17 protein-coding genes are annotated in these 21,097 nt (G+C 54.8%); 8 read left to right on the top strand and 9 right to left on the bottom strand.

Annotated elements, in window-relative coordinates:
* Positions 1–29 precede the first annotated feature (29 nt).
* Positions 30–1,070, bottom strand: coding sequence for a tRNA epoxyqueuosine(34) reductase QueG (gene queG, locus AC6T8Q_RS12410; RefSeq protein ID WP_500679379.1), 1,041 nt, complete (start codon positions 1,068–1,070; stop codon positions 30–32).
* A 119-nt stretch (positions 1,071–1,189) separates the two neighbouring features.
* On the opposite strand from queG, the gene AC6T8Q_RS12405 reads away from it, so the two are divergent.
* A complete protein-coding gene (locus AC6T8Q_RS12405) occupies positions 1,190–3,217 on the top strand; it encodes a M13 family metallopeptidase (protein ID WP_500679378.1) in 2,028 nt (675 codons plus the stop codon).
* 130 nt (positions 3,218–3,347) lie between these two features.
* Positions 3,348–3,788 carry a hypothetical protein gene (locus tag AC6T8Q_RS12400; RefSeq protein WP_500679377.1) on the top strand — a complete coding sequence of 147 codons (441 nt, stop codon included), beginning with the start codon at positions 3,348–3,350 and terminating at the stop codon, positions 3,786–3,788.
* Positions 3,789–3,815: 27 nt separating this feature from the next.
* On the opposite strand, the gene AC6T8Q_RS12395 is transcribed toward AC6T8Q_RS12400, so the two are convergent.
* Complete coding sequence (locus AC6T8Q_RS12395) at positions 3,816–5,195, bottom strand: APC family permease (protein ID WP_500679376.1); 1,380 nt, start codon at positions 5,193–5,195, stop codon at positions 3,816–3,818.
* Positions 5,196–5,445: 250 nt separating this feature from the next.
* On the opposite strand from AC6T8Q_RS12395, the gene AC6T8Q_RS12390 reads away from it, so the two are divergent.
* Both AC6T8Q_RS12390 and AC6T8Q_RS12385 read left to right on the top strand, forming a co-directional pair.
* A complete protein-coding gene (locus AC6T8Q_RS12390; protein ID WP_500679375.1) occupies positions 5,446–6,408 on the top strand; it encodes a hypothetical protein in 963 nt (320 codons plus the stop codon).
* 93 nt (positions 6,409–6,501) lie between these two features.
* A complete protein-coding gene (locus tag AC6T8Q_RS12385; RefSeq protein WP_500679374.1) occupies positions 6,502–8,445 on the top strand; it encodes a preprotein translocase subunit SecA in 1,944 nt (647 codons plus the stop codon).
* 63 nt (positions 8,446–8,508) lie between these two features.
* Here AC6T8Q_RS12385 and AC6T8Q_RS12380 read toward each other — a convergent pair whose 3' ends face one another.
* The 6 genes from AC6T8Q_RS12380 to AC6T8Q_RS12355 form a co-directional block, all read right to left on the bottom strand.
* Positions 8,509–9,834 carry a hypothetical protein gene (locus AC6T8Q_RS12380; RefSeq protein ID WP_500679373.1) on the bottom strand — a complete coding sequence of 442 codons (1,326 nt, stop codon included), beginning with the start codon at positions 9,832–9,834 and terminating at the stop codon, positions 8,509–8,511.
* A gap of 46 nt (positions 9,835–9,880) precedes the next feature.
* Entirely contained in the window at positions 9,881–10,483 is a 603-nt protein-coding gene (locus tag AC6T8Q_RS12375; protein WP_500679372.1) for a hypothetical protein, read from the bottom strand.
* A 154-nt stretch (positions 10,484–10,637) separates the two neighbouring features.
* Positions 10,638–12,320 carry a M2 family metallopeptidase gene (locus AC6T8Q_RS12370; RefSeq protein ID WP_500679371.1) on the bottom strand — a complete coding sequence of 561 codons (1,683 nt, stop codon included), beginning with the start codon at positions 12,318–12,320 and terminating at the stop codon, positions 10,638–10,640.
* Positions 12,321–12,371: 51 nt separating this feature from the next.
* Positions 12,372–12,674, bottom strand: coding sequence for a type II toxin-antitoxin system RelE/ParE family toxin (locus tag AC6T8Q_RS12365; protein ID WP_500679370.1), 303 nt, complete (start codon positions 12,672–12,674; stop codon positions 12,372–12,374).
* Positions 12,671–12,916, bottom strand: coding sequence for an addiction module protein (locus tag AC6T8Q_RS12360; protein ID WP_500679369.1), 246 nt, complete (start codon positions 12,914–12,916; stop codon positions 12,671–12,673). Before AC6T8Q_RS12360 ends, AC6T8Q_RS12365 begins: the two co-directional genes overlap by 4 nt.
* 43 nt (positions 12,917–12,959) lie before the next feature.
* A complete protein-coding gene (locus AC6T8Q_RS12355) occupies positions 12,960–15,206 on the bottom strand; it encodes an FdhF/YdeP family oxidoreductase (RefSeq protein ID WP_500679368.1) in 2,247 nt (748 codons plus the stop codon).
* Positions 15,207–15,370: 164 nt separating this feature from the next.
* Here AC6T8Q_RS12355 and aroA point away from each other — a divergent pair, with 164 nt between their 5' ends.
* Positions 15,371–16,660: a 3-phosphoshikimate 1-carboxyvinyltransferase gene (aroA, locus tag AC6T8Q_RS12350; protein WP_500679367.1), complete on the top strand. Its 1,290-nt coding sequence runs from the start codon at positions 15,371–15,373 to the stop codon at positions 16,658–16,660.
* A 26-nt stretch (positions 16,661–16,686) separates the two neighbouring features.
* Here aroA and AC6T8Q_RS12345 read toward each other — a convergent pair whose 3' ends face one another.
* Complete coding sequence (locus AC6T8Q_RS12345) at positions 16,687–16,932, bottom strand: response regulator (protein ID WP_496922945.1); 246 nt, start codon at positions 16,930–16,932, stop codon at positions 16,687–16,689.
* 572 nt (positions 16,933–17,504) lie between these two features.
* Between AC6T8Q_RS12345 and AC6T8Q_RS12340 the strand changes: the two genes are divergently transcribed.
* From AC6T8Q_RS12340 to AC6T8Q_RS12330, 3 genes are read left to right on the top strand one after another with little or no spacing between them, the layout of a single operon-like run.
* Complete coding sequence (locus tag AC6T8Q_RS12340) at positions 17,505–18,494, top strand: hypothetical protein (protein WP_500679366.1); 990 nt, start codon at positions 17,505–17,507, stop codon at positions 18,492–18,494.
* Between the two features lie 53 nt (positions 18,495–18,547).
* Positions 18,548–19,270, top strand: a complete 723-nt coding sequence (locus tag AC6T8Q_RS12335) for an ABC transporter ATP-binding protein (RefSeq protein WP_496922947.1) — start codon at positions 18,548–18,550, stop codon at positions 19,268–19,270.
* An 8-nt stretch (positions 19,271–19,278) separates the two neighbouring features.
* Positions 19,279–21,093, top strand: coding sequence for a putative ABC transporter permease subunit (locus AC6T8Q_RS12330; RefSeq protein WP_500679365.1), 1,815 nt, complete (start codon positions 19,279–19,281; stop codon positions 21,091–21,093).
* The last annotated feature ends 4 nt before the right edge of the window (positions 21,094–21,097 follow it).

The following is a 21,097-nucleotide window of genomic DNA, read 5'->3' as shown; positions in this document are numbered from 1 at the left end:
CAACAGCCCCGGACCGCGTGGAGGTCCGGCTAGGAACAAGCATTAATTCGCACGATTGCCCACTCGGCGGCTTCGCGAACCACTGGCTCGGGATCACTCATGGCCTTTTTAAGTGCGGGCAGCGCTTGCGGATCGCCGTGGTTGCCGAGTGCGATGGCGGCGCTGCGCAAGAGCCCGCGTCGATGGGCACGCCATAACGGTGTGTGACGAAAACGCGCGCGGAAGGCGGCTTCATCCAGATCGAATAGTTCCACAAGATTGATTGGATTGAGATCAGCTTGCGGCTGGAACGATGGTTCCGTCGATTTCGGCGCGCCGCGATTCCACGGACATACTTCCTGACATACATCACAACCGAAAACCCAATCTTGCATGCCTTCGCGAAGTTCTAGTGGCACTGCATCGTGCATTTCTATCGTGAGATAACTGATGCACCGCGAAGCATCGAGCACGTACGGTTGCGGAAACGCTTGCGTGGGGCAGGCATCGAGACAAGCCGTGCATGTGCCGCAATGATCGGCCACGAACGGGGTGTCGTACTCCAGTTCGACGTTAGTGAGCAAGGCGGCGAGAAAAAAATAACTGCCGGCATGTTTGGAAAGAAGCAGCGTGTTCTTGCCGACCCAACCAAGGCCGGCCAGCTGAGCGAATTCACGTTCCATAAGGGGAGCCGTATCCACCACGCCGCGTGTGTTGGCAGCGGGCACAAGCTCGCGTAAAAAATCGGCCAGACTGTGTAATCGATCACGAATGAGATCATGGTAGTCAGCATTGCCCCAGGCGTAGCGGGCTACGCGACCCGAGGTCGAATCCGTCGGTGTTGGGTCGCTCGTGGCGTATAGTATTCCCAGCATGACAATGCTCCGTACGCCCGGTAAAACGTGCTGCGGATCGTTGTAAGCCTCGCGGCGGTCGGCGATGTACTGCATCTGTCCCGCGTACCCGGCGGCGAGCCATTCATCGAGCCGCGAGGCACCCACGGGCGAGCGGCTTGGGCAAATGCCGCAGAGCGCGAATCCCAAATCCTGGGCACGTTGTCTCAATAAAGTGGTCACGTCGAGTTGCGGCATGGCACAATTCTAGCAGCCTCCGCCGCCACTCACGAGCCGACCGGTCTCGCCCGTCTGGGTTCAATTGTCTAGACTTACTCATTCCCTTAATTGGCTAGCTGTCCCGGAGAAATTGAACGATGCGGTTTGTTCTGCTTTTGATGTGCGTCCTGCTGTTCCCCTGCCAACTGATTGCCGCGGAATTGCGTTCCGGCATTGATAAGAAATACGTCGATCCAAGCATCCGCGTGCAGGACAATTTGTTTTTGCACGTAAACGGCAATTGGCTCAAGCACACGCCGATTCCGGCGGACAAATCGAACTTCGGCTCATTTAGCGTGCTGGAGGACGAGGCACAAATCGCGATTCGCGAGATTTGCGACCGCCTGAACGAGGGCGATTATCCCGAGGGGAGCATCGAGCAGCAGATCGGCGATTTCTATTTGAGCTATATGGACGAAGAAGAAATCGAGAATCAGGGAATTTCAGCCCTCAAGGTGCAACTCGACGCGATCGATCAACTCAAGAGCCACGACGATCTGATCAAGCACTTTGGCTATTTGGCAACGATCGGCGTTGATTCGCCAATTGGGATTTACGTCGATCAGGACGACAAAGATTCGTCGCAATATTTGCTGGCAATCATTCAATCGGGGACCTCGCTTCCCGATCGCGATTACTATCTGGAAGACACGGCCGACTACAAGGCCGCTCGGGAAGCACTCGTCAAATATGTCAACAAAGTGTTTGAGCTGAGCGAACTTCCTCACGACGACAAAATCGGCCAAACGATTTTGGATTTGGAATCCAAGTTGGCCAAGTTGCAATGGACTCGGACCGAGCTTCGCGATGCGCACAAGCGTTACAACAAGCAGTCGGTGGACGATCTGAAGAAGCTCTCGCCGAGCATCCCGTGGGATAAATATTTCGATGGGGCAGAGGTTGTTGATCTCGAAGAGTTGAACGTGGTGACCCCCAGCTTCTTTGAAGAGCTTGATGGGCTTGTGACGGAGACGCCGCTCGAGACTTGGAAGCAGTATTTGCGCTATCAATTGATCGACAGCTTCGCCAGCGGCATGCCGGCCGAGTACGTCGATGCCCAGTTCGATCTGTATGGCAAGCAGCTCGCGGGCGTGCCCGAACTCCAACCCCGTTGGAAGCGGGCCGTCGAAGCGCTGGCAGGTAAGCGGGGCTTTGGCGCACTGGGTGATGCCGTGGGCCAAATTTATGTGAAAGAACACTTTCCGCACGAAGCCAAGGCGCGGATGGACGAGCTCGTCGGCAACCTGATGCAGGCTTATAAAGAAAGCATCATGGGGCTTGAGTGGATGACCGATGCCACCAAACAGCGGGCCGAGGAAAAACTTTCGAAGATTACAACCAAGATTGGCTACACCGACAAATGGCGCGATTATTCGACGTTGGTGGTTGATCCCAACGATCTGTTGGGCAATCTGATGCGCTCCGCTAAGGTCGAGTACAAGCGGATGGTCGATAAGCTTGGTAAGCCAGTGGATCGTTCCGAGTGGTACATGACACCACACACGGTCAATGCTTACTACAATCCAGGACAGAACGAGATCGTCTTCCCCGCGGGGATTTTGCAGCCGCCGTTTTTCGACGTCACGGCGGATGATGCAGTCAACTACGGCAGCATCGGGGCGATCATTGGCCACGAAATCAGCCATGCTTTCGACGATCAGGGAAGCAAGTACGATGGAGACGGGAATCTCAACGATTGGTGGACCGACGAAGACCGCGAGGCTTTTCACAAGCAGACGGCCAAGTTGGTGGATCAATTCAGCAAGTATTCACCACTGCCCGATAAGACCGTGAACGGCGAGCTCACCTTGGGCGAGAACATCGCCGACTTGTCGGGGATGTCTATTGCCCATAAGGCTTACAACATCGCGCTCGACGGCAAGGAAGCTCCCGTGATCGACGGTTGGACCGGCGATCAGCGCTTCTTTCTGGGTTGGGGTCAGAGTTGGCAGCGCAAATATCGCGATGCCGAGATGGTCAATCGCTTGCTGACCGACCCCCATTCGCCGTCGATGTATCGTTCGAATGGCCCGGTCTCGAACTTCGACGCGTTCTACGATGCGTTTGACGTGAAGCCTGGGGACGAGCTCTACCGGGCCCCGGCCGAGCGGATCAAGATTTGGTAATTCGTTTGCAGGCCCGTTTTGTGCTGAAAATGGCCTGAATTTGCAATACCTTGGCGAGCAATTATTCTGGAGATAGCGGTTGTGATGGCTATTTTCTAGCGTGATTAATTCACCTCTGAGGTTTGCGGCGATGATCAAGAGAAGCGGTTTGTTGGCGGTGGCCCTGTTGTGCGGCTTGGTAGCCGGTGAAGCAAACGCCCAATGCGGCGGTGCCTGTGGCGGCATGGGCGGTTTTGGTATGGGTGGTTACTGGGACATCGGTCGGTTGTATTCCGTGCTGGCTCAGAAGGTGCCCTATTACGCAGCCTTCCCGCCGGTGTATTACAGTGCTCCGGTTCCACGTAGCTACGGTTACAGCCCGTTTGCCTATCCGCCCGGAACGATGACACCTGAAGTCGTGGAAACGGTCTCGGCTCAGGAAATCGTGAATCCCTACGTCGAGCAAACGTCCGTCGAAATGCCGGCGGCTGAAGAAGACAAAGTCACGAAGGCCTCAAACGCCCCGGCACCGTTGGTGGTGATGAATCCATTTGTAGATACGGATGTGATGCACACGGCGTCGTCGAAATAACATTTGCATAAAACGAGAAGCTCGCCCTTATTGTTGGGGGCGAGCTTTTTTTATGCGCCTGGCAAATGCAACACCGAGGGCCATTGTGGCCAAACTTAAGAGCGCGGGCACGCGACGGTCGGGCTGCATCAGGGTGTTGGCGATGGTCCAAGTGACAAGCACCAGATACAAGATAGGCGGCAGTGGGTAGAACGGCATCCGGTAGGGTCGATCCAATTCACGCCACCGGATGGGAAAGATACTGGCGATCATCAACCCCGACACGGCCGAGAGCCCCACGGCGACATAATCCAAAAGTTGTAAAAAGCTGCCCGACCACACGAGCACGCAGGCCAGCAAACCTTGTAGAAAGATCGCCGCGACAGGCGTTTGCCGCGTGGGGTGCAAATAGCCAGCGAACGGAAGGAACGCACCGTCATAGGCCATGGCTAACGCAACACGCGGACCGATCATCATGTAAGCACTGACCGAAGCGATCAGTCCCAATCCCAACAGCATCGCGCCGAGAGTCGCGGCGGTGGTTCCAAATAATTGCTGCATCGCCATTTCGGCGACGTTCTCGACCTTATCCACGGGCAGCTGCTGCATAGCTTGTGGGTCTAAGGCGATGGCGTATGTTAGATTCAATGCCAGATAGATGACAATCACCGTCACCGTGCCTCCGATCAAAGAGCGTGGTAACAATTTGGTGGGATTCTTGATTTCACCCGCGAGATAGCCGGCCCCATTCCAGCCCGAATAGGCATAGCAGACGTAAATCAAATCGGTGGCGAGCAGCGACCATTGATCCCTTGGTGGCCAACTGCTTTGCTGCAAGTATTCCCAATGAGCGTGGCTGGAAAACAATCCGGCGAGACACAAGAGCGCGAGCACAAGCAGCTTGCTGATCGTTGAGATCGTTTGAAATGTTGCGCTCTGGCGATGACCCAACACGTGGGCGATCGAGCTACAGATGATGATCATGGCAGCAACGGATTGCGGGCCGTAATCTGCTATGAAGTTGAGCCCCTGCTCTCTGAGGAAAGTTTCATACGGATCGATGAGATAGGACCCCGCCAATCTGGCGATGACTGCCGTGGGGGCAACGAATCCCAGGAAGAAGGTGGCCCAACCGGCGACGAAGCCTGTTGCGGGACCAAAACCTTCGCGGACGAATACATAGTCGCCACCCACGCGCGGAAAGGTCGTGGCCAATTCGGCGACTGTCACCGCTCCGGCCAAGGCCATTGCGCCGCCGACAATCCAAAGCGCTAGCATAGCTGCGGGATTGCCTGTGTCGCGCAAGATATATCCCGACGTGGAGAGAATCCCCGCGCCGATCATGCTGGCCACGACGACAAAATGGGCCGTCCAATAGCCGTAGAGCCGAGGGCTTTCAGTTGGTGTGTTACTTTCGCTATCTGCCACGCACACTCCAGTAATGCATCGCGAAGCAGATTCGTGCTCTGCCTATTTTGCCTATTTGCCTCAAGGGTCTGCGTTACCGCAATTTTTTCGAGGCTTGTGCTGAAGATCGTAACAAATTGGGCAAGTTCTTAGCAGGTGTCTCGCAAAGCTGGCAAATCCGTCTGGACACAATCGGCAAGTTAGTTAACATTCGCACCGTAGCCAGACGTGGCTTTGTTTTTCGCTCCAGGCGGTGGAAAGGAATCTACCGATGCGGTGGGTCATCGCAATCATAATGCTTTGCGTGATAGGCGGCTGTCGCTCTCAGTCGACGCCGCTCACGAACCCTTTCGCGTCTGCTGATCGCGTTCCACCACCAGCCACGCGCACTCTCGCGCCGGGGACGGCTCAACCTTATTACCCTGGTGATCCCGGTATGGCCAGCGCCCCTGCAGTCGTTCCTGGGGGAGCACCAGCAACGACTTTTGCCCCGGCAAGCACCGTGATTCCTTCGGTGACGCCTCCGCCACAAACACAGCCTTTGCAAAGCGCGCCCGTCACCCCGCCCGGCGGTTGGAATCAACCCGCTGCCAACCCTTATGGCGCACCACCAGCCACAAGTTACACCCCTGCCCCCACGGGCACGGAAAACTCTGTCGTGCGAATCAATCCCGACGATCAGAGCATGCGATTCGCATCAGTGCCCAACAGCAATCCGAATGACATCCTGCAAGTCGCGGCGAATCAGCAAATGGGTACGAGTACGCCGTTTGTTTACTCGCCTCCTGCGATTGAAACTCAAGGCTTCCCCAACACGGTTCAACCAGCCCAATACACGGCGACGCCAACCCCCGCGGCAGCGAGTGATGGTTTCCGTCCGCAAGGGAGTTCGCAACAAGCAACGGCAGCAGCTACAGTTGAACCAATTCCCGCGCAAGCTCCTGGCACACCTCAGGAAGATCCGGCCCGTTTTGGCTTTGACGGTTCCTACGCCACGCTCCGGGGGCAGTTGCAATACTATCCACAAACCGGCTACTGGGGCGTCCGCTATATTCCGCTGCAAGGGACCCCCGATCACTACGGCGGTGTGGCGGTGATTAGCAATCCCGAAATTCTCGGCGGATTGCAGCCCGGTGAGTTCTTGCTGATCCAAGGATTCATGGAACCTCACGACAACGGCGACGGCACGTTCGTGCCCTCCGACACGGTGCAAGGGATTCAACGGCAACGGTAAGTCATTCTCCAACCGCGCGTGTCCCGGTATGATGGAATCATTCAGAGGGACTTATTCTCTTTCTCTGCTCCAGACATCTCGCGGTAGTCAAGCGTGTCGAAAATTCCCAGTGGTTTGAGTTGCACCATCCGAGCCAAGCTTGGAGATCATCTTGCCCGCTGCGCGAGTTATGTCCCGCTGGTCAACGCCCTGGAGCCGCAGATGCAGCAGCTCAGCGACTACGACCTGCGCAAAACCAGCTTGGGATTGCGGTATCGTGTCCGGAGTGGCGAATCGCTCGATAAGCTACTCGTCGAGGCGTTTGCCCTCGTGCGTGAAGCAGGTCGCCGCAAAATGAATATGCGGCATTTCGACGTGCAGATTCTGGGTGGGGCGGCCGTTCATCATCGTTCGATCATCGAAATGCAGACTGGCGAAGGCAAAACGCTTACCGCGACATTGCCGATGTATCTGGCGGCGCTTGAGGGCAAAGGATCTCATCTGGCAACCGTTAATGATTATCTGGCCCGACGTGACGCTGAATCGATGACACCACTCTATTCCGCGTTGGGTATGACCGTGGGAGTGATTCAAGGCCAGCAACCGCAGCCTGAACGCCGCAAGGCCTATACCTGCGACGTGACCTACGGCACGGCCAACGAAATGGGCTTCGATTTTCTCCGCGATCGGTTGCTCATGCGGTCGCAAGGTGAAGGCAATCAAGATTTGTTCGGCAAAATGCTCGGCACGGTGGGCGATGCCGCTGGCGATCAACCCGTGCAGCGTGGATTGCATTTCATGCTGGTGGACGAAGCCGACAGCATTCTGATCGACGAAGCTCGCACACCGCTCATTATTAGTGCTCTTCCAGGTGAAGACGAAAAAATCGCGACCGAAGCCTATCGCTGGGCTGCCGAGCGGCAGACCGATTTTATTGAAGACGAACACTACGTTTATGATCATGACGACAAAACAGTCGAACTTTCGCTCGCCGGGCGACAGCTCGTGCGGATGCTGCCCAAGCCGACTGCGATGGATCGTTTGCCCTTGTCATCGATTTACGAATACATCCAGCGGGCGATCAAAGTCGATCGCGAGATGTTTCTCAATCGTCAGTACGTGGTGCGCGACGGTGAAATCGTGATCGTCGACGAGTTCACGGGCCGCATGGCCGAGGGGCGTAAGTGGCGCGCTGGGATTCATCAAGCGGTCGAAGCCAAGGAAGGGGTCGAAATCACGTTCGCCACGAATCAGGCGGCTCGGATCACGATCCAAGATTTGTTTCTGCGTTACGAACGCCTGGGCGGGATGACTGGCACGGCCTCAACGAGCCGCGGCGAACTGAAAAAAATCTACCGTGTGAAAGTGGAATCGATTCCGACAAATCGCCCCCCTATCCGCAAGCAGTTGCCGACGCAGGTTTACGGCACGATCGACCAAAAGTGGTTGGGGGTCGTTGAAGATGCGATCGCCGAACATCAAAAAGGCCGGCCGGTTCTCATCGGCACACGCTCGATTGATAAGAGCGAGCACCTAGCCAATATGCTCGCTGAACGCGGTATCGAACCGGTTGTACTCAATGCAAAACACGTCGCACGTGAAGCCGAAATCGTCGCAGCTGCCGGGCAAGAAGGCAAAGTCACCGTGGCCACGAACATGGCGGGGCGTGGAACGGATATTCGATTGGGGCCGGGGGTGCATGAGCTTGGCGGCATTCACGTCATTTGCACGGAACTCCACGAAGCCAAGCGAATCGACCGCCAGTTGATTGGCCGCTGCGGTCGCCAGGGGGATCCTGGTTCGTACCGCCAGTTTCTCGCGCTCGACGACGAGATTTTGCTCCTTGGTTACGGTCCCAAGAAAGCAACGCGACTGCGTGAATTGGGCCTGCGCTCACAGGGAGCGCTCAAGTCGATGGAGCAAATTTTTCACAAAGCCCAGCGCCGGGTGGAACGACGGCACTTTCGTGATCGCAAAATTATGCTCTATCACGAAAAGGAACGGCAAAAAATTCAGCGGGCCATGGGCCAAGACCCTTATCTCGACACGCCAGGATAACAAAGTAAACCGCTAATCTACGCTAATGGTCGCTAATAATTCATTAGCGCAGATTAGCGTGCATTAGCGGTTTGTCTTCTTTGTTTTTTGGGCGAAGTTGTAATCAAACGCGACTTGAGGAACTTCGATTTCGCCAATCTTGATGGCAGGGAACGAAATACGAAAACCGTTGCGGTCGCTGCTCACTTGATACTGAGCGGCTTTGCCGTCGATGGGATTTATGGGTAACTTCCCGCCAAAGGTGGCGGCGACTTTTGTGAGATCGGGCGAGAAGAGTTCTCCCTCTCGTTGAGCGCAAACGGCAAGCGTCACATTCAAGAGCCGAAAAGCGGCTTCGTGGGTCGCATAGAATGCAGCGATCTGGCCAGGGCTGAGCGTTTCAGCATTTCCTATTCGCAATAACTGATCGGCGAATTCCGTATGGACTTTTTGTCCTGTGAGAATGGCTTGTTGTGGTGGCAAAGCCAACGCCGCGAGCGTTCGTGCATAATATTGCCTGTTGACTTCTCGCATGTGATCAGCGAATTTGTCGAACTCTTCGGCGCTCGTGAAAACCGAGTCCGGCACGCCGTGTTTGATGGCCTGCGATTTGGCGAACTCTTGCCAATCGGCAACGTCTTCGGCTTCTGGCACATCGGTAATCGTAGCCAGCAAAATTTCTGGCCAGTTGCCGTTCGGATAAGCTCCTTGGAGTTGAGTGATCCGCAAATCCACGATCGCGGCTTCGGTGTTAATCGCGTTGAGCGGCGATACCGATGCGGAGTTGGCTGCCAACAGCGACAGCCGCGCTGAGGCAGTCAGTTTATGATCCGGGCAATGAGTGGCCCAGGTGACGATGCTGTAATAGCCTGTCTCGAGAATGCGAATTCCTTTGGCGGATTCCCCCAGTGTAGGCTGCTCGGTGAGATGCCGTCCCATCCGCACGACGCTAAGATACGTTTCCGCGGCGTCAGCCCACTGTTCATTTCCCTGCTGCTGCATGCCGTAAAGGGCGATCAGCTTGGCCAATTGCCCCAGCGATTCCACGTGTGGCAAAAGAATGGCCGAACCGTAGGCGCGCAAATCGGTACCAAAATCCGCCGCGTTCTGTTGCGTGCCAATCATCCCCGCTCGCAAGGCATGGCGACCCTGGAAAAGAAGCTGCGAGATTTTGTTTTGTTGATCGCTTGTCATGTCGGGTGTGACAAGCTTCCATAGCGGTTCGTCGAGCAGTTTTCTCAACTCAGGATCGACGTTATCGAGAAACAAAATCGCCCGTTGATAGTGCAAGGCCGCATTGCTCGAGCCATTGGGAAGCGGCTGGCGAATTTCCTGGGCGTGTGCTGTGCCTAACAGCATTAAGGCGCTGAGCATCAGGCCAAGAATACGGGATAAGCGATGAGAGTTCATATTTGAAACGTCTGCTTTGTTTAATGGGTCAAATCGTAGCGCAATTTTAATAGACGAACCACGGGCTAAAACTGCGCAGGATTTCCGCGCGAGCCACGTCTCGACTTGAAACGAGGGGTTTCAGCGCTCGAGCGTACTGGGGGTCGGAAAACGGCTTTTGGACCGGCTGTTGGGGTTGCCGAATCGGAGGGCTCGTCACGGGCCGCCCCGACGAGACATTGCTGCGCGTTGCCACGGGATTGCGAAAGCCGCCGACATTTTGCGCGGGCAAATTTCCCCGTGAGGCGTCCCGCCGCAGATTCGACCAGCGGGCTTCTTCCTGCTGCACCTGGGCGCGTTGAGCTTGATGTTGAAGCAGCCAAGTTTGCATTTGCTCGGGAGACATCGCTTTCAGGTCGGCCATATACTGAGCGGCTTGCTCGTCAGTAATCTGGGCGGACCTTTGGAACGTCAACTCCATGTGAGCCCGCGCTTCGAGCATCTCGGGGCTGTTCCAAATCTGTTCTCGCGCGGCATCCATTTCCCCAGTAGTGGTCGACGGATGAGGACTGTCACCGACGGGTTGCTGTGCCACGGAAATCAAGGGCCGGATGCAGAGACATCCTGCCAACAACGAGCCAGCGATGAATAGGCTCACAAATCGTTTCATGGCCATGCCTTGGGGAAGCGTAATTCAAAGAGGATGAGTGTACAGAATTTTACATTCCGCAGCGAACTAAACTCTTAGCGTAAGTTGAGCGTTGCCAGCAAGCAAGTCTTTGCCAGCAAGATTCATCCTAAACGGGAACTGCTTAACGAATTGCTTACTCACCGAATTCCGCCGCAAAGGCTTTGGCATTGAGTTCCTCGCCGGTGGCATGCTTGGTGAGCTCGTTCCAGGGAAGCATCACGCCGGGATCGAAGACTTTTGCCTGCATGAACTCGCCGACACGTGGGTCGCGTGTGTAGATGGCTTGGGCCGGATCGCCGGGAAGTTTCAATTCTTTGGCAATCGCTTCGTGGACTTGGCAGGCAAACAGTTCGCCCATCATGTAGTTGTGGTAATATGCGGGGGCCGTGACGATGTGAATCTTGCTTGCAAAATCGGGTGCATTGCGATCCTTGGGTCGCTTCACGAGTTGATACTGCTCGACCAGATCCCACCATAGTTTGTTCAAGTCTTGATCGGGATTTTCATACATGGCCATTTCAAAGCGGTACATCACCTGACACCAACGCGAGAAGATCAACAACTTGTCGCGTCGCATGCGATGGCTCGCGGCGGTGTAGGCCGCGGGGTCGTCTACTTTCACACCATAGGCTTTGAGCCAGTCGGCACTCGTGGCGAAACGCTCGAACATCATGGCCACCCCTTCGGTGGTGAGAATGTGCGAATTCACCCGCAGCAAGTAAGGGAGCGTGCTGGGGATGTACTTACTCGTGTAAACCGAATGGCCCAACTCATGCAGCATCGTTCCCATCCAATATTCGTTGGGAACGATATTGGCCAGTACGCGCACGTCTCCTTCGCGGTCGATGTCGGTGCAAAAGGCGTGCGGGCTCTTGCCCGGCTTTTCGTAGAGATCGCTCCGCTCGATCACATCGTCGATCGGCAAGCCAATGCCTTGATAGAACTCGCGGCTGATTTGGAGAATATCGGCCTGCGCAAAGGGTCCGCTGAGGTCAACCTCATAGACGGCGGGAGGCTCTTGAAAGAATGGGTCGTGATAATGCCAGGGCTGCAACTCATCCACGGGGATATTGCTATACACAGCCAGCGAGGCATCAATTTCCTGCTTCGCATTGGCATAAGGTTCGCGCGTGAGCTCATCGAGTTCGTCAAAAAGCGCCAACACTTGAGCGGGATCTTGCTCGTTGATCGCCAGCTGCATCACATGATAATTCTTGAACCCTAGTTGCTGCGCCGCCTGATTGCGCATCTTGACGAGCTCGCGCAAATCCTCGGCAACTTTTTCACCGACCAGCTTGTAGCCTTCCCACACGGCCTGCCGCTCGGCGGAATCCTGACTTTTGAGCAGCACTTCGCGAACCTGGCTGTCAGTGAGCGACTTGTCGCCAACCGGCGCGCGGAAGGTGTTGAACGTTTTTTCAATCTCGTTGGACTTCGACGACATGCGGTTGAGCAGCTTGATGTCGACTTGTTTGCCTAGGTACAACAGATAAAGCAGCTCGATTTGGCGGGCCACTTGAGGATCATCGATCTGCGCTGCCTTAATCAGCTTGAGCTTGGCGAAATCTTCCTTCGAAGCCAGCAGCTCGTTTAGTTGCTTGTCGAGAGCTTCCTTAGACGCAAACGCTTCGTCACTGCCGGTGGTGTTGGCATCCCACCACGCGCGGCTGAGAGCGATTTCGATGGGGACGACGGTCTCTTCGTAATGCTTGATGAAATCCCGCGCCGCGGCAGTATTGTCTTGGGCGGAACTGGTGGCATGAAGTCCCGTGATGAGAACCATGGCAACAAATAATGTGGCAATTTGGCAGTTCATATGATATTCGAGCCTGCAATGAATACGTGAATCAATTTAGTACCGCGTGGGTCATCGTTGCAGCCAATAATCAGGCTGCCGACTTGTATGGGCAATGGCGACAATCAGAACATAATCGGCTCTTAAGTCATAAATTACAACGTAAGGAAAACGATCGACAATGGCACGTCGTAGTTGGCGAGAATTCAGCGATCCTTCATAGATGGAAAATCGCTGTGGATTTTTACCAATCTCTTCCATCGCATGAAGGACTTGATCATAAAATTCTTCCCCAAGTCCTTCACGTTGATTTTCATACCATAGTACAGCCTGCAAAAGCTCTGCCTCGGCAACGGGCAAAACTTGCGGCTTCATCGAGACTTCCTGCTTGCCAAAGCACCCTGGACTCGCAAGGTCACATCATCGAGGCTTGAGGCCGATACATGTCCCGCCTCAAACTCAGTGATTCGTCGTTCAACTTCAGCAGCAAATCCTGCGTCTTCGCAGGACAGTCCGGGCATGGGGAGGCTGCTAAGCAACTGATAGGCAAGATGAGCGCGATCACTTTCGGTCAAAGTGAGGGCCGCTTCCAGAAGGTGGGGGACAGACGTATTCATAATTTGATTATCTCTCGCGGATAGAACGCGGGCAATCGAAAATCTACACGGCCACAGGTGTTGTTTCAGGAGTTAATGTTACCACCACGCACTTAAAAGCAGGGGTTTTGCTATCGGGGTCGAGATGACGACTGACCAGGACATTGCATTCGGGATAGTACATGGCCGCGTTGCCTGGTTTGATTTGGGGGAAGCCATGAATACGCACACCGCTCATCAAGCCTGCTGGTCCGTGGACAGACACCGTTGTTGATTCGTCCAGTCCGAATACCGTAACATCATCGGGGTGAAGCAAAATAACTCGACGATCGGGCACGCCGCGATAGAGATCGTAATCCTCATACACGACGGTATTGAACTGCCCTTCACTACGAATCGTCATGAGGCGCAGTTCGCCAGGGATAGCCCCATAAAGTTCTGGTAATTCATGGGTATGCAGCACAGCCTTGCCATCGGGAGTCGGAAAGCTGGGCTCGTGGATCGTGCGGCCGGCGATTTGGAATTCCTCTTTCGTGCGGTCGATGTCTTTGATTTTGTCGAAACCGGGGACAATGGCTGAGATAGCTTCGCGGATGCGGCCTGTGTTGCGCATGGATTTCCAATCGATGGATTTCAAACCAGCGTTTACGCAGCCCGCTGCACCGCCCGCTGAAGCGGGCTCGCCTTGGGCGATGTTGTGCGCGATTGTGGCGATGACTTCGACTTCGCTTTTGGGGCCCGCGTGGCGGCGTGGGCCGCCGTCGCTCAATCGCACGAGATTGAACATCGACTCTTGTGTGGTGGCTTGCGGTTCTTCATCGCGCGCGAGCACGGGCAGAATAATCGTTTCGCGTGCCAAGCCATAAGCATGGCCCGTGTTGAGAGTTGTGCTCAGATATACGAGCATATCGAGCTTCTCAAGCGATTTTTGCGCGAATGTGGCGTCGGGATTGGAACCGTACAGATTTCCACCCAAGCACAAACCGAACTTCAGTTTGCCCGCCGTGGCCTGTTCCATACAACCCATCGTGTCGAGTCCCGGCGTCGTGGGGAGCGTCACGCCAAAATGAGTTTGCAACCTGTCAAAAATCGCATCTTTCAACTTGGGAGTGACACCAACCGAACCGATCCCCTGCACGTTGGAATGCCCGCGAATCGGTAATAATCCTGCGCCGGGACGACCTACCATCCCCCTCAGCAGTGCCAAGTTAGCAATGGCTTGTACGTTTTGCACGCCGTGGACATGGTGCGTGATGCCCATCGTCCAACTAAAAACCGCGTTTTGCGATTTCGAATACCGCTGGGCGATCGCATCGATCTCTTCAAACGTGACGCCCGACTTCGAGATAATCTCACCCCAAGAAGTGTCGGCGAGATTCTGATTGAGTTCCGGCCAGTTGTTGCAGTATTGTTCCAAGAAGCTCGGCAGGTGGGCATTCAGTTCGACGATCCGTTTGGCAATGCCCGTAAGCATCGCGAGATCCCCACCAATGTGTGGCTGCACATAAAGGCTGGCGATCTTGGTTCCAAAAAACAGCGAACGCAAATCACTCGGCACGCGAAAATTGACGAGGCCCGTTTCGATGATGGGATTGATGACGATCACTTCCCCACCACGACGACGGACTTCCATCAAGGTGCGCATAAGCCGCGGATGATTGCTGGCCGGATTGCCGCCGATCACAAACACCAAATCCGCTGCGTCGAGATCCTCGAGCGCAATCGTGGCCGTGCCGCTGCCGGTGCTGCTTGTGAGCCCCACGCCGCTGGCTTGATGGCAATAAAAGCTGCAATTGTTGACGTTGTTCGTGCCGTAGAGCCGCGCGAACATCTGCAGCAAGAATCCAGCTTCGTTGCTGCTGCGGCCACTGAAATACCAAAAGGTCTCATCGGCCGAGAGTTCGCGTAATTTGCTGGCGATTCGTTGATAGGCACTTTCCCAAGAAATTGGTTGATAACGCCGTAACTCTGGTGAGTAGAGCAAAGGCTGCGTCAGTCGACCGCAGTTTTCCAACTCGCGCGGGGTGAATTGTTTGAGCTCATCGGGGGTGTACTGTTGCCAGAAGTCGGTGTTGATCGCCCCCTGCATGTCGGCGACCATGGCTTGCAGCGATTTCTTACAGACTTCGGGAAAGTGCCCTTGCTCGTTGACCATACCGCCGCGCTGTCCACCCATGCCGAGTGCGCAGGTCTTGCATGCGTTTTTGGAACGCATCGCCTTCCATAGTTTCCAAAGCCCGCCTGCTTCGCGGCCTTTCCGTAGCGTGTACCAAATGGCTGGCCAGCCGCCGCCGGAAGAAACTTTTTTCATGGGAAGCGCGAGGGTGTGTGGTGGAGTGCGTCGACGGAATTGGCTTGCGGGTGGCAGAAGAGTGTTAGTCGCGATATTCTAGTCCTAAGCATACACGCCGAGCATCAAACGACCAATCGCGCGTGGGCGGCGATTTTCACTAAGATTTCTTAATTCACCGATTTATGTCCGCTGAGATCGAGATACAACCTGTCGCGGGGCCGATTCGTGGCCAAGTTCGTCCCCCGGGGTCTAAGAGCATCACCAATCGCGCGCTAGTTTGCGCCGCGCTTGCGCAGGGTGAGTCGTTGCTCACCGGGGCACTCGACAGCGAAGATACCCATGTGATGATCGCCGGGCTCAAGCAGTTGGGGATCGATGTTGAAGTGAACGATGCTGGCGAGACACTTCGCGTGCAGGGCTGCGGAGGAAAAATAGCTGCCAATGCAGCTGATATTTTCGTCGGCAATAGCGGTACGACGATTCGCTTTCTCACGGCGCTGGTGACCTTGGGACAAGGCAAGTATCGGTTGGATGGAATCGAGCGTATGCGTGAGCGCCCGATTGTCGATTTGGTAGATGCACTCAATCAGCTGGGGGCAAAGGTCGTTTGTGATGGGGCCCAAGGTTGTCCCCCTGTTGTCGTGCACGCGGATGGCCTCGATGGCGGCTCGGCAGAGGTACGCGGTGATATTTCGAGTCAATTCCTAAGTGGGCTGCTAATGGCAGCGCCGTGTGCCAAGAATCCAGTGACTTTGAATGTCGCGGGCACGCTCGTTTCGATTCCTTACGTGGCGATGACGCTGAGAGTCATGCAATCGTTTGGTATTGAGACCATTCCTGCAAGCGATTATGCCAAGATCGAGATTCCGAGCATCGGCAACTACACCGCTACTGATTATGACATTGAGCCTGATGCCTCGGCGGCGAGTTACTTTTGGGCAGCTGCTGCGGTCACGGGCGGTGAGGTCACGGTCAAAGGTTTGAGCCGTGAAAGTCTGCAAGGGGACGTTGCTTTCGTGGAATGCCTGGCCCAAATGGGCTGCAAAGTTCATCACGAAAAGGATTCGATCACGGTGATCGGCATGCCGCTGCAGGGAATCGACATCGATATGAACGGCATCAGTGACACCGTGCAAACGCTGGCGGTGGTGGCGCTGTTTGCCGAAGGCACCACGCGGATTCGTAATGTGGGCCACATCCGCCATAAAGAAACGGACCGCATCGCAGCCGTGGCGACGGAATTAAGAAAACTTGGTGCCAACGTTATCGTACACGCCGAAGGCTTAGATATTGCGCCCGGACCACTGCGTGCAGCTGCGATCGATACCTACAACGACCACCGGATGGCGATGAGTTTTGCGATTGCGGGGTTAGTACAGCCCGGCGTAGTCATCCGAAATCCGGGCTGCACTGCCAAAACGTACCCACGGTTCTTCGACGATCTAGCGAGATTGGTCGCAAAGGCGAATTGATTAAAATTGCCTAATCCGTGAAGAGCCTAATCGAGTGCGTAACAGCTCTCTTCAGATTTGTTAACCTTCACCGCTTGCAAAAGCTCTTCGGCACGCGCTAGCAAATTGAGCGACGATTCGCTCGCGCCGTCAGAGAAATAAGGGGGATCGCTCGTATCGAACTGAGCCGAGCAATGTTTGCAGGATACCATCTTCCCGAGGTATTCGACCCGCACTTCGAGGGACCTGCCGCAAGTAGGGCAACTACGAATGAAATAAGCACCACTTGGCATAGATTACCTCCTGTTAAAGCTTGTTCGTCCAGAAACAATCCATGGCCGCGCTGGTTAATAACGTAACTGATCCAATATCGAAATGCAATTCCTGACAGCACGACTTTGTGTCATTAAAACTTGGTTAATTTTCGAACAAAGTGCAGTCGCTGCATCCAGGTTATAACCCAGACACCCTAACAGTTGTGGGAAGCTAGTTAGGATTCAAAATTCTGATTCCGGGTCATAGAGCGCAAGATACTGGAAGAGTTGACAGCGCGAACCGTCTGTCGGTTCAGCCAACTATGCAAGAAATGGGCCAACATAGCCGCATCCCAGTAAATATCACAATGGTCGATGCTATACGCAGAAAATTCACAGTTGTTCACTGTGTTTTGTAAATTTGCGATATTCTGTCGCAATTACGTGAGAAGTCGGATAGAATGCAAGCCGGATCAGGAATAGAAGTGGCGCTGCCCCGCTCGACCCGGGCCATCGTGAACCAATTTCCGAGCCAGCCAGACCTAGAGTTGTGTAGGTTGTGTTGAGTTTGGAACAAACTACTGGGCTTTCCTTACCCTGGAGCCGCGCCCATGGCCAATAAGATTTTTGTGTTAGCTGTGGTTGTGCTGTGGTTATGCAGCATGACTTGGCTATTCACGGATCGCATTCTACCCACCTTTCAAGATGGGCAACCTCCTGCTATCGAAACCTACGAAAACGGCCAAGCCGTGGCGTGGAATGTCGAATGGGAAGGCAAGAATGTCGGCAAAGCGGCCAGCGTCCGCGTACCGGGGGCGGGTGGTAGCGTCGAGCTACACAACCGCATATCTCTCAAAGAGATGCCGATTATCGATCTCGCTCCCGCTTGGATGCGCATGGCCGTGCCCAGCCTGGGTGAAATGTCTTTCGATGTGATCTCGCGGGTTGAATTCGATTCGCTCGGGAACTTTGCTTCTTTTGATAGCAAGGTGATGCTTAACGAAATGCCTTCAGTGTTGCGGCTCTCGGGCCGTGTGAAAGATTCCTATTTGCGGCTCAACGTGATTTCGGGCCAGCTTCCTTACGAAGTGCCGATTTACATGCCCGATAGCAAGTCGCTCAACGAAATGTTGTTTCCCGATGCCCGACTTCCTTATATGTATGTCGGCCGCCATTGGCAGGAAGAAGTCTACAGCCCGTTCCGCGCACCCGGTGAACCGACTGAATTGATCCATGCCGAAGTGGTCGGCGAAGAGCAGATTGAATTTGGAGAGGAGTCCCGTCGTGTGCTGAAGGTGGAATACCACGGCATTATCGGCTCGGGCATTTCCGACAAGGCGCGATTACAGGCAGTTTCTTGGGTCGAGCCCGAAGGGACCGTGCTGCGTCGCGACGTGTTCTTGGGAACTGCCCGCCTCCGTTTCAATCGCCTTTCTGACAAGCAATCCGCGGCGATTGGTCAAGAACTATTCGACCAAATCGTTGATCTGGAACCGGTTGTGTTCTCGAAGCATCAAAAAGTGGAGCGTTTGTCTCCCACTCCCTTGGTCGACATGCTCAACGGGGGATCGCCCTTTTCCCCGGCCACCACGAATCCTTGAGCAGAACTGCTCGGGCGATAATAATCGTGAGTGTGTCAGAGCCGCTTCCTCCCATGATCAGCTTCGAAGACGTCACCCGCGCCTATGGCAATCGGGTTGCCGTTGATCGCTTGAATCTGACGCTGGGCAAAGGGGAATTGCTAGCCCTGTTGGGTCACAACGGTGCGGGAAAGACCACCTCGATCAAAATGCTCGTAGGACTACTCAAGCCGAGCGAGGGGCAGGTTCGCGTCGGGCCATATGTTGTCAGCGAAAATCCTCGCGAAGCAAGCCGACTCATCGGCTATGTCCCCGATCAGCCTTATTTGTACGAAAAACTTTCCGGGCGGGAATTCCTGGAATTCGTCGCGGAACTCTATGGCCTCTCCGCCACGGAAGTTCGTAATGCGGTCGATCGCGAAGCCGAACGCTTTCAACTCGGGCCGTTTCTCAATCGGCTCACCGAAAGTTATTCCCACGGTATGCGGCAACGCACGGTGTTTGCCGCGGCATTGATTCATCAGCCCGAAGTGCTGGTCGTCGACGAACCGATGGTGGGCCTCGATCCGCAGAGCATTCGGTTGGTGAAAGATCTGTTGCGCGCTTATGCCGACAGCGGCCGCACGGTGTTGATGTCGACTCATACGTTGCAGATCGCCGAGGAAATTTGCGACCGCGTAGCTGTAATGAAGGCCAGCCAGCTGGTGTTCAGTGGACCGATGGCGGAATTGCGACAGCGTATCCCCGAAACCGACGGCCATCTGGAATCGCTCTATTTGGCGCTGACAAAGGATTAAGCACAGCGATGGCTACGGCAGACGTTCCTTTTCAGCCCGATTATCTGGCCGACGTCGAGCGGCTGCCGACGCACGAACGCGAAGGGCGGCTGTTTTGGAAACTGCGCTTGCGCGAATCGCGTAGCCAGCTCAAGCATCTGTTCACCCATTCGCGAATGCGGACCAGCTTGGTGATCTCGCTGAGCATCTTTTTCTGGGCCGGCTTGTTCGCGCTCTTTTACATGGGCTTTTCGTTTGTGGTGTCCAATGTCGGCCCGCCGGGGGCGACCTATCACGCGCAAACCGTGCAGTTTGTCTTCACGCTGTTCTTCATGTCGCTGCAAGTGATGCTGATATTTTCCGCCGGCATCATTCTGTACGGTGGGCTTTATGCGTCGAATGAAACTTCATTGTTGATGACGCTACCCGTGCGCGATTCGCGGCTTGTTTACTATCGCTTTCAAGAAGCCCTGTTTTTCAGCAGTTGGGGCTTCTTCCTGCTGGCCAGCCCAATGATGGTCGCCTACGGTTTGGTCGTGAAAGCTCCATGGTATTATTACGCATATTTGCCGGCGCTGATGATTTCGTTCGCATACATTCCTTGCTCGATCGGAGCTATTGCCTGTCTGATTCTCATCAGCCGCGTGCCGCATCTACGACGGATAATCGTCGGCGCGATCGCGCTCGTGGTCGTGGCTATCGCCTACAGTTCCATTTGGCACACGCTGGATATCGATAACGCCGATCTTTTGGGCACGGCGTGGTTCAAGCAAACCTTCCAGCGGTTTGAATTCACTCGCGGGGAATGGCTGCCCAGCACGTGGCTGAGTAACGGGCTGCTGGATGCCGCTCGTCGGCAAAGCGATGATTACAACGATCTCCCCTGGTTGGATAGCGGTAAGTATCTCGTCGTGCTCGTGTCGAACGCGCTGTTCTTTCATTTGGTGCTATTGTGGATCGGCGGGCTTGTCTTTCGCGATAGCTATTACGGTTTGAATTCCCGTCAGGCTCGAGAAGCCCACGCCGGCATGGTTTGGATCGATCGCATTTTTGAAAAGCTAATGTTCTTTCTGCCACGCGAAACGCAGCTGTTGATCATCAAAGACATCCGCCTGTTTCGCCGCGACCCCGTGCAATGGTCGCAGTTCATTATCTTCTTTGGCCTGTTGATGTTGTACTTCGCTAATATCGACCGCTTCCGGCAACACCGTGCCGATCTGAGCATCATGACCTGGGTCAATATCGTCAGCTTCTTGAATCTGGCCGTGGTGGGGCTGATTCTTTCGACGTTCACCACGCGATTTATCTACCCGCTGATCAGTCTTGAAGGACGACGGTTTTGGATTCTGGGACGCTTGCCGATCAAACGTGACACGATTCTATGGGGAAAGTTTGTCTTCGCGGCGTGCGGATCGTGGTTCCCATGTGCTGCCCTGGTGCTGGCCAGCGATATATTGCTCGACGTGTCGTTGCTGGTCACGCTGGTGCATCAATTTATCAGCGTGCTCTTGTGCATTGGTCTGTCAGGTATGGCCGTGGGATTGGGGGCAATCATGCCGGACTTCCACGAGCAATCGCCCTCGAAAATCGCGGCAGGCTTTGGCGGGACGCTCAATTTGGTACTAAGCGCGATTTATATTCTGCTGGTCGTGTTAATGACCGCCCTCCCCTGCCATTTTTATCTGCTCACCAGCGATGCCGATCTGCAATCACAAATCGGTCATCCCGGCAATTTGCAACTATGGGTCGGTCTAGGACTCGCAGGAGTGATTATCCTCGCAGCGATCGTCACGATCATTCCCTTACGCAGCGGTTTGAAGGCGTTTCGGGAATTGGAGGTGTAAATCT

It is taken from the genome of Bythopirellula sp., assembly GCF_041737835.1.
GTDB lineage: Bacteria > Planctomycetota > Planctomycetia > Pirellulales > Lacipirellulaceae > Bythopirellula.
This window is presented reverse-complemented; position numbering and strand designations above follow the sequence as displayed.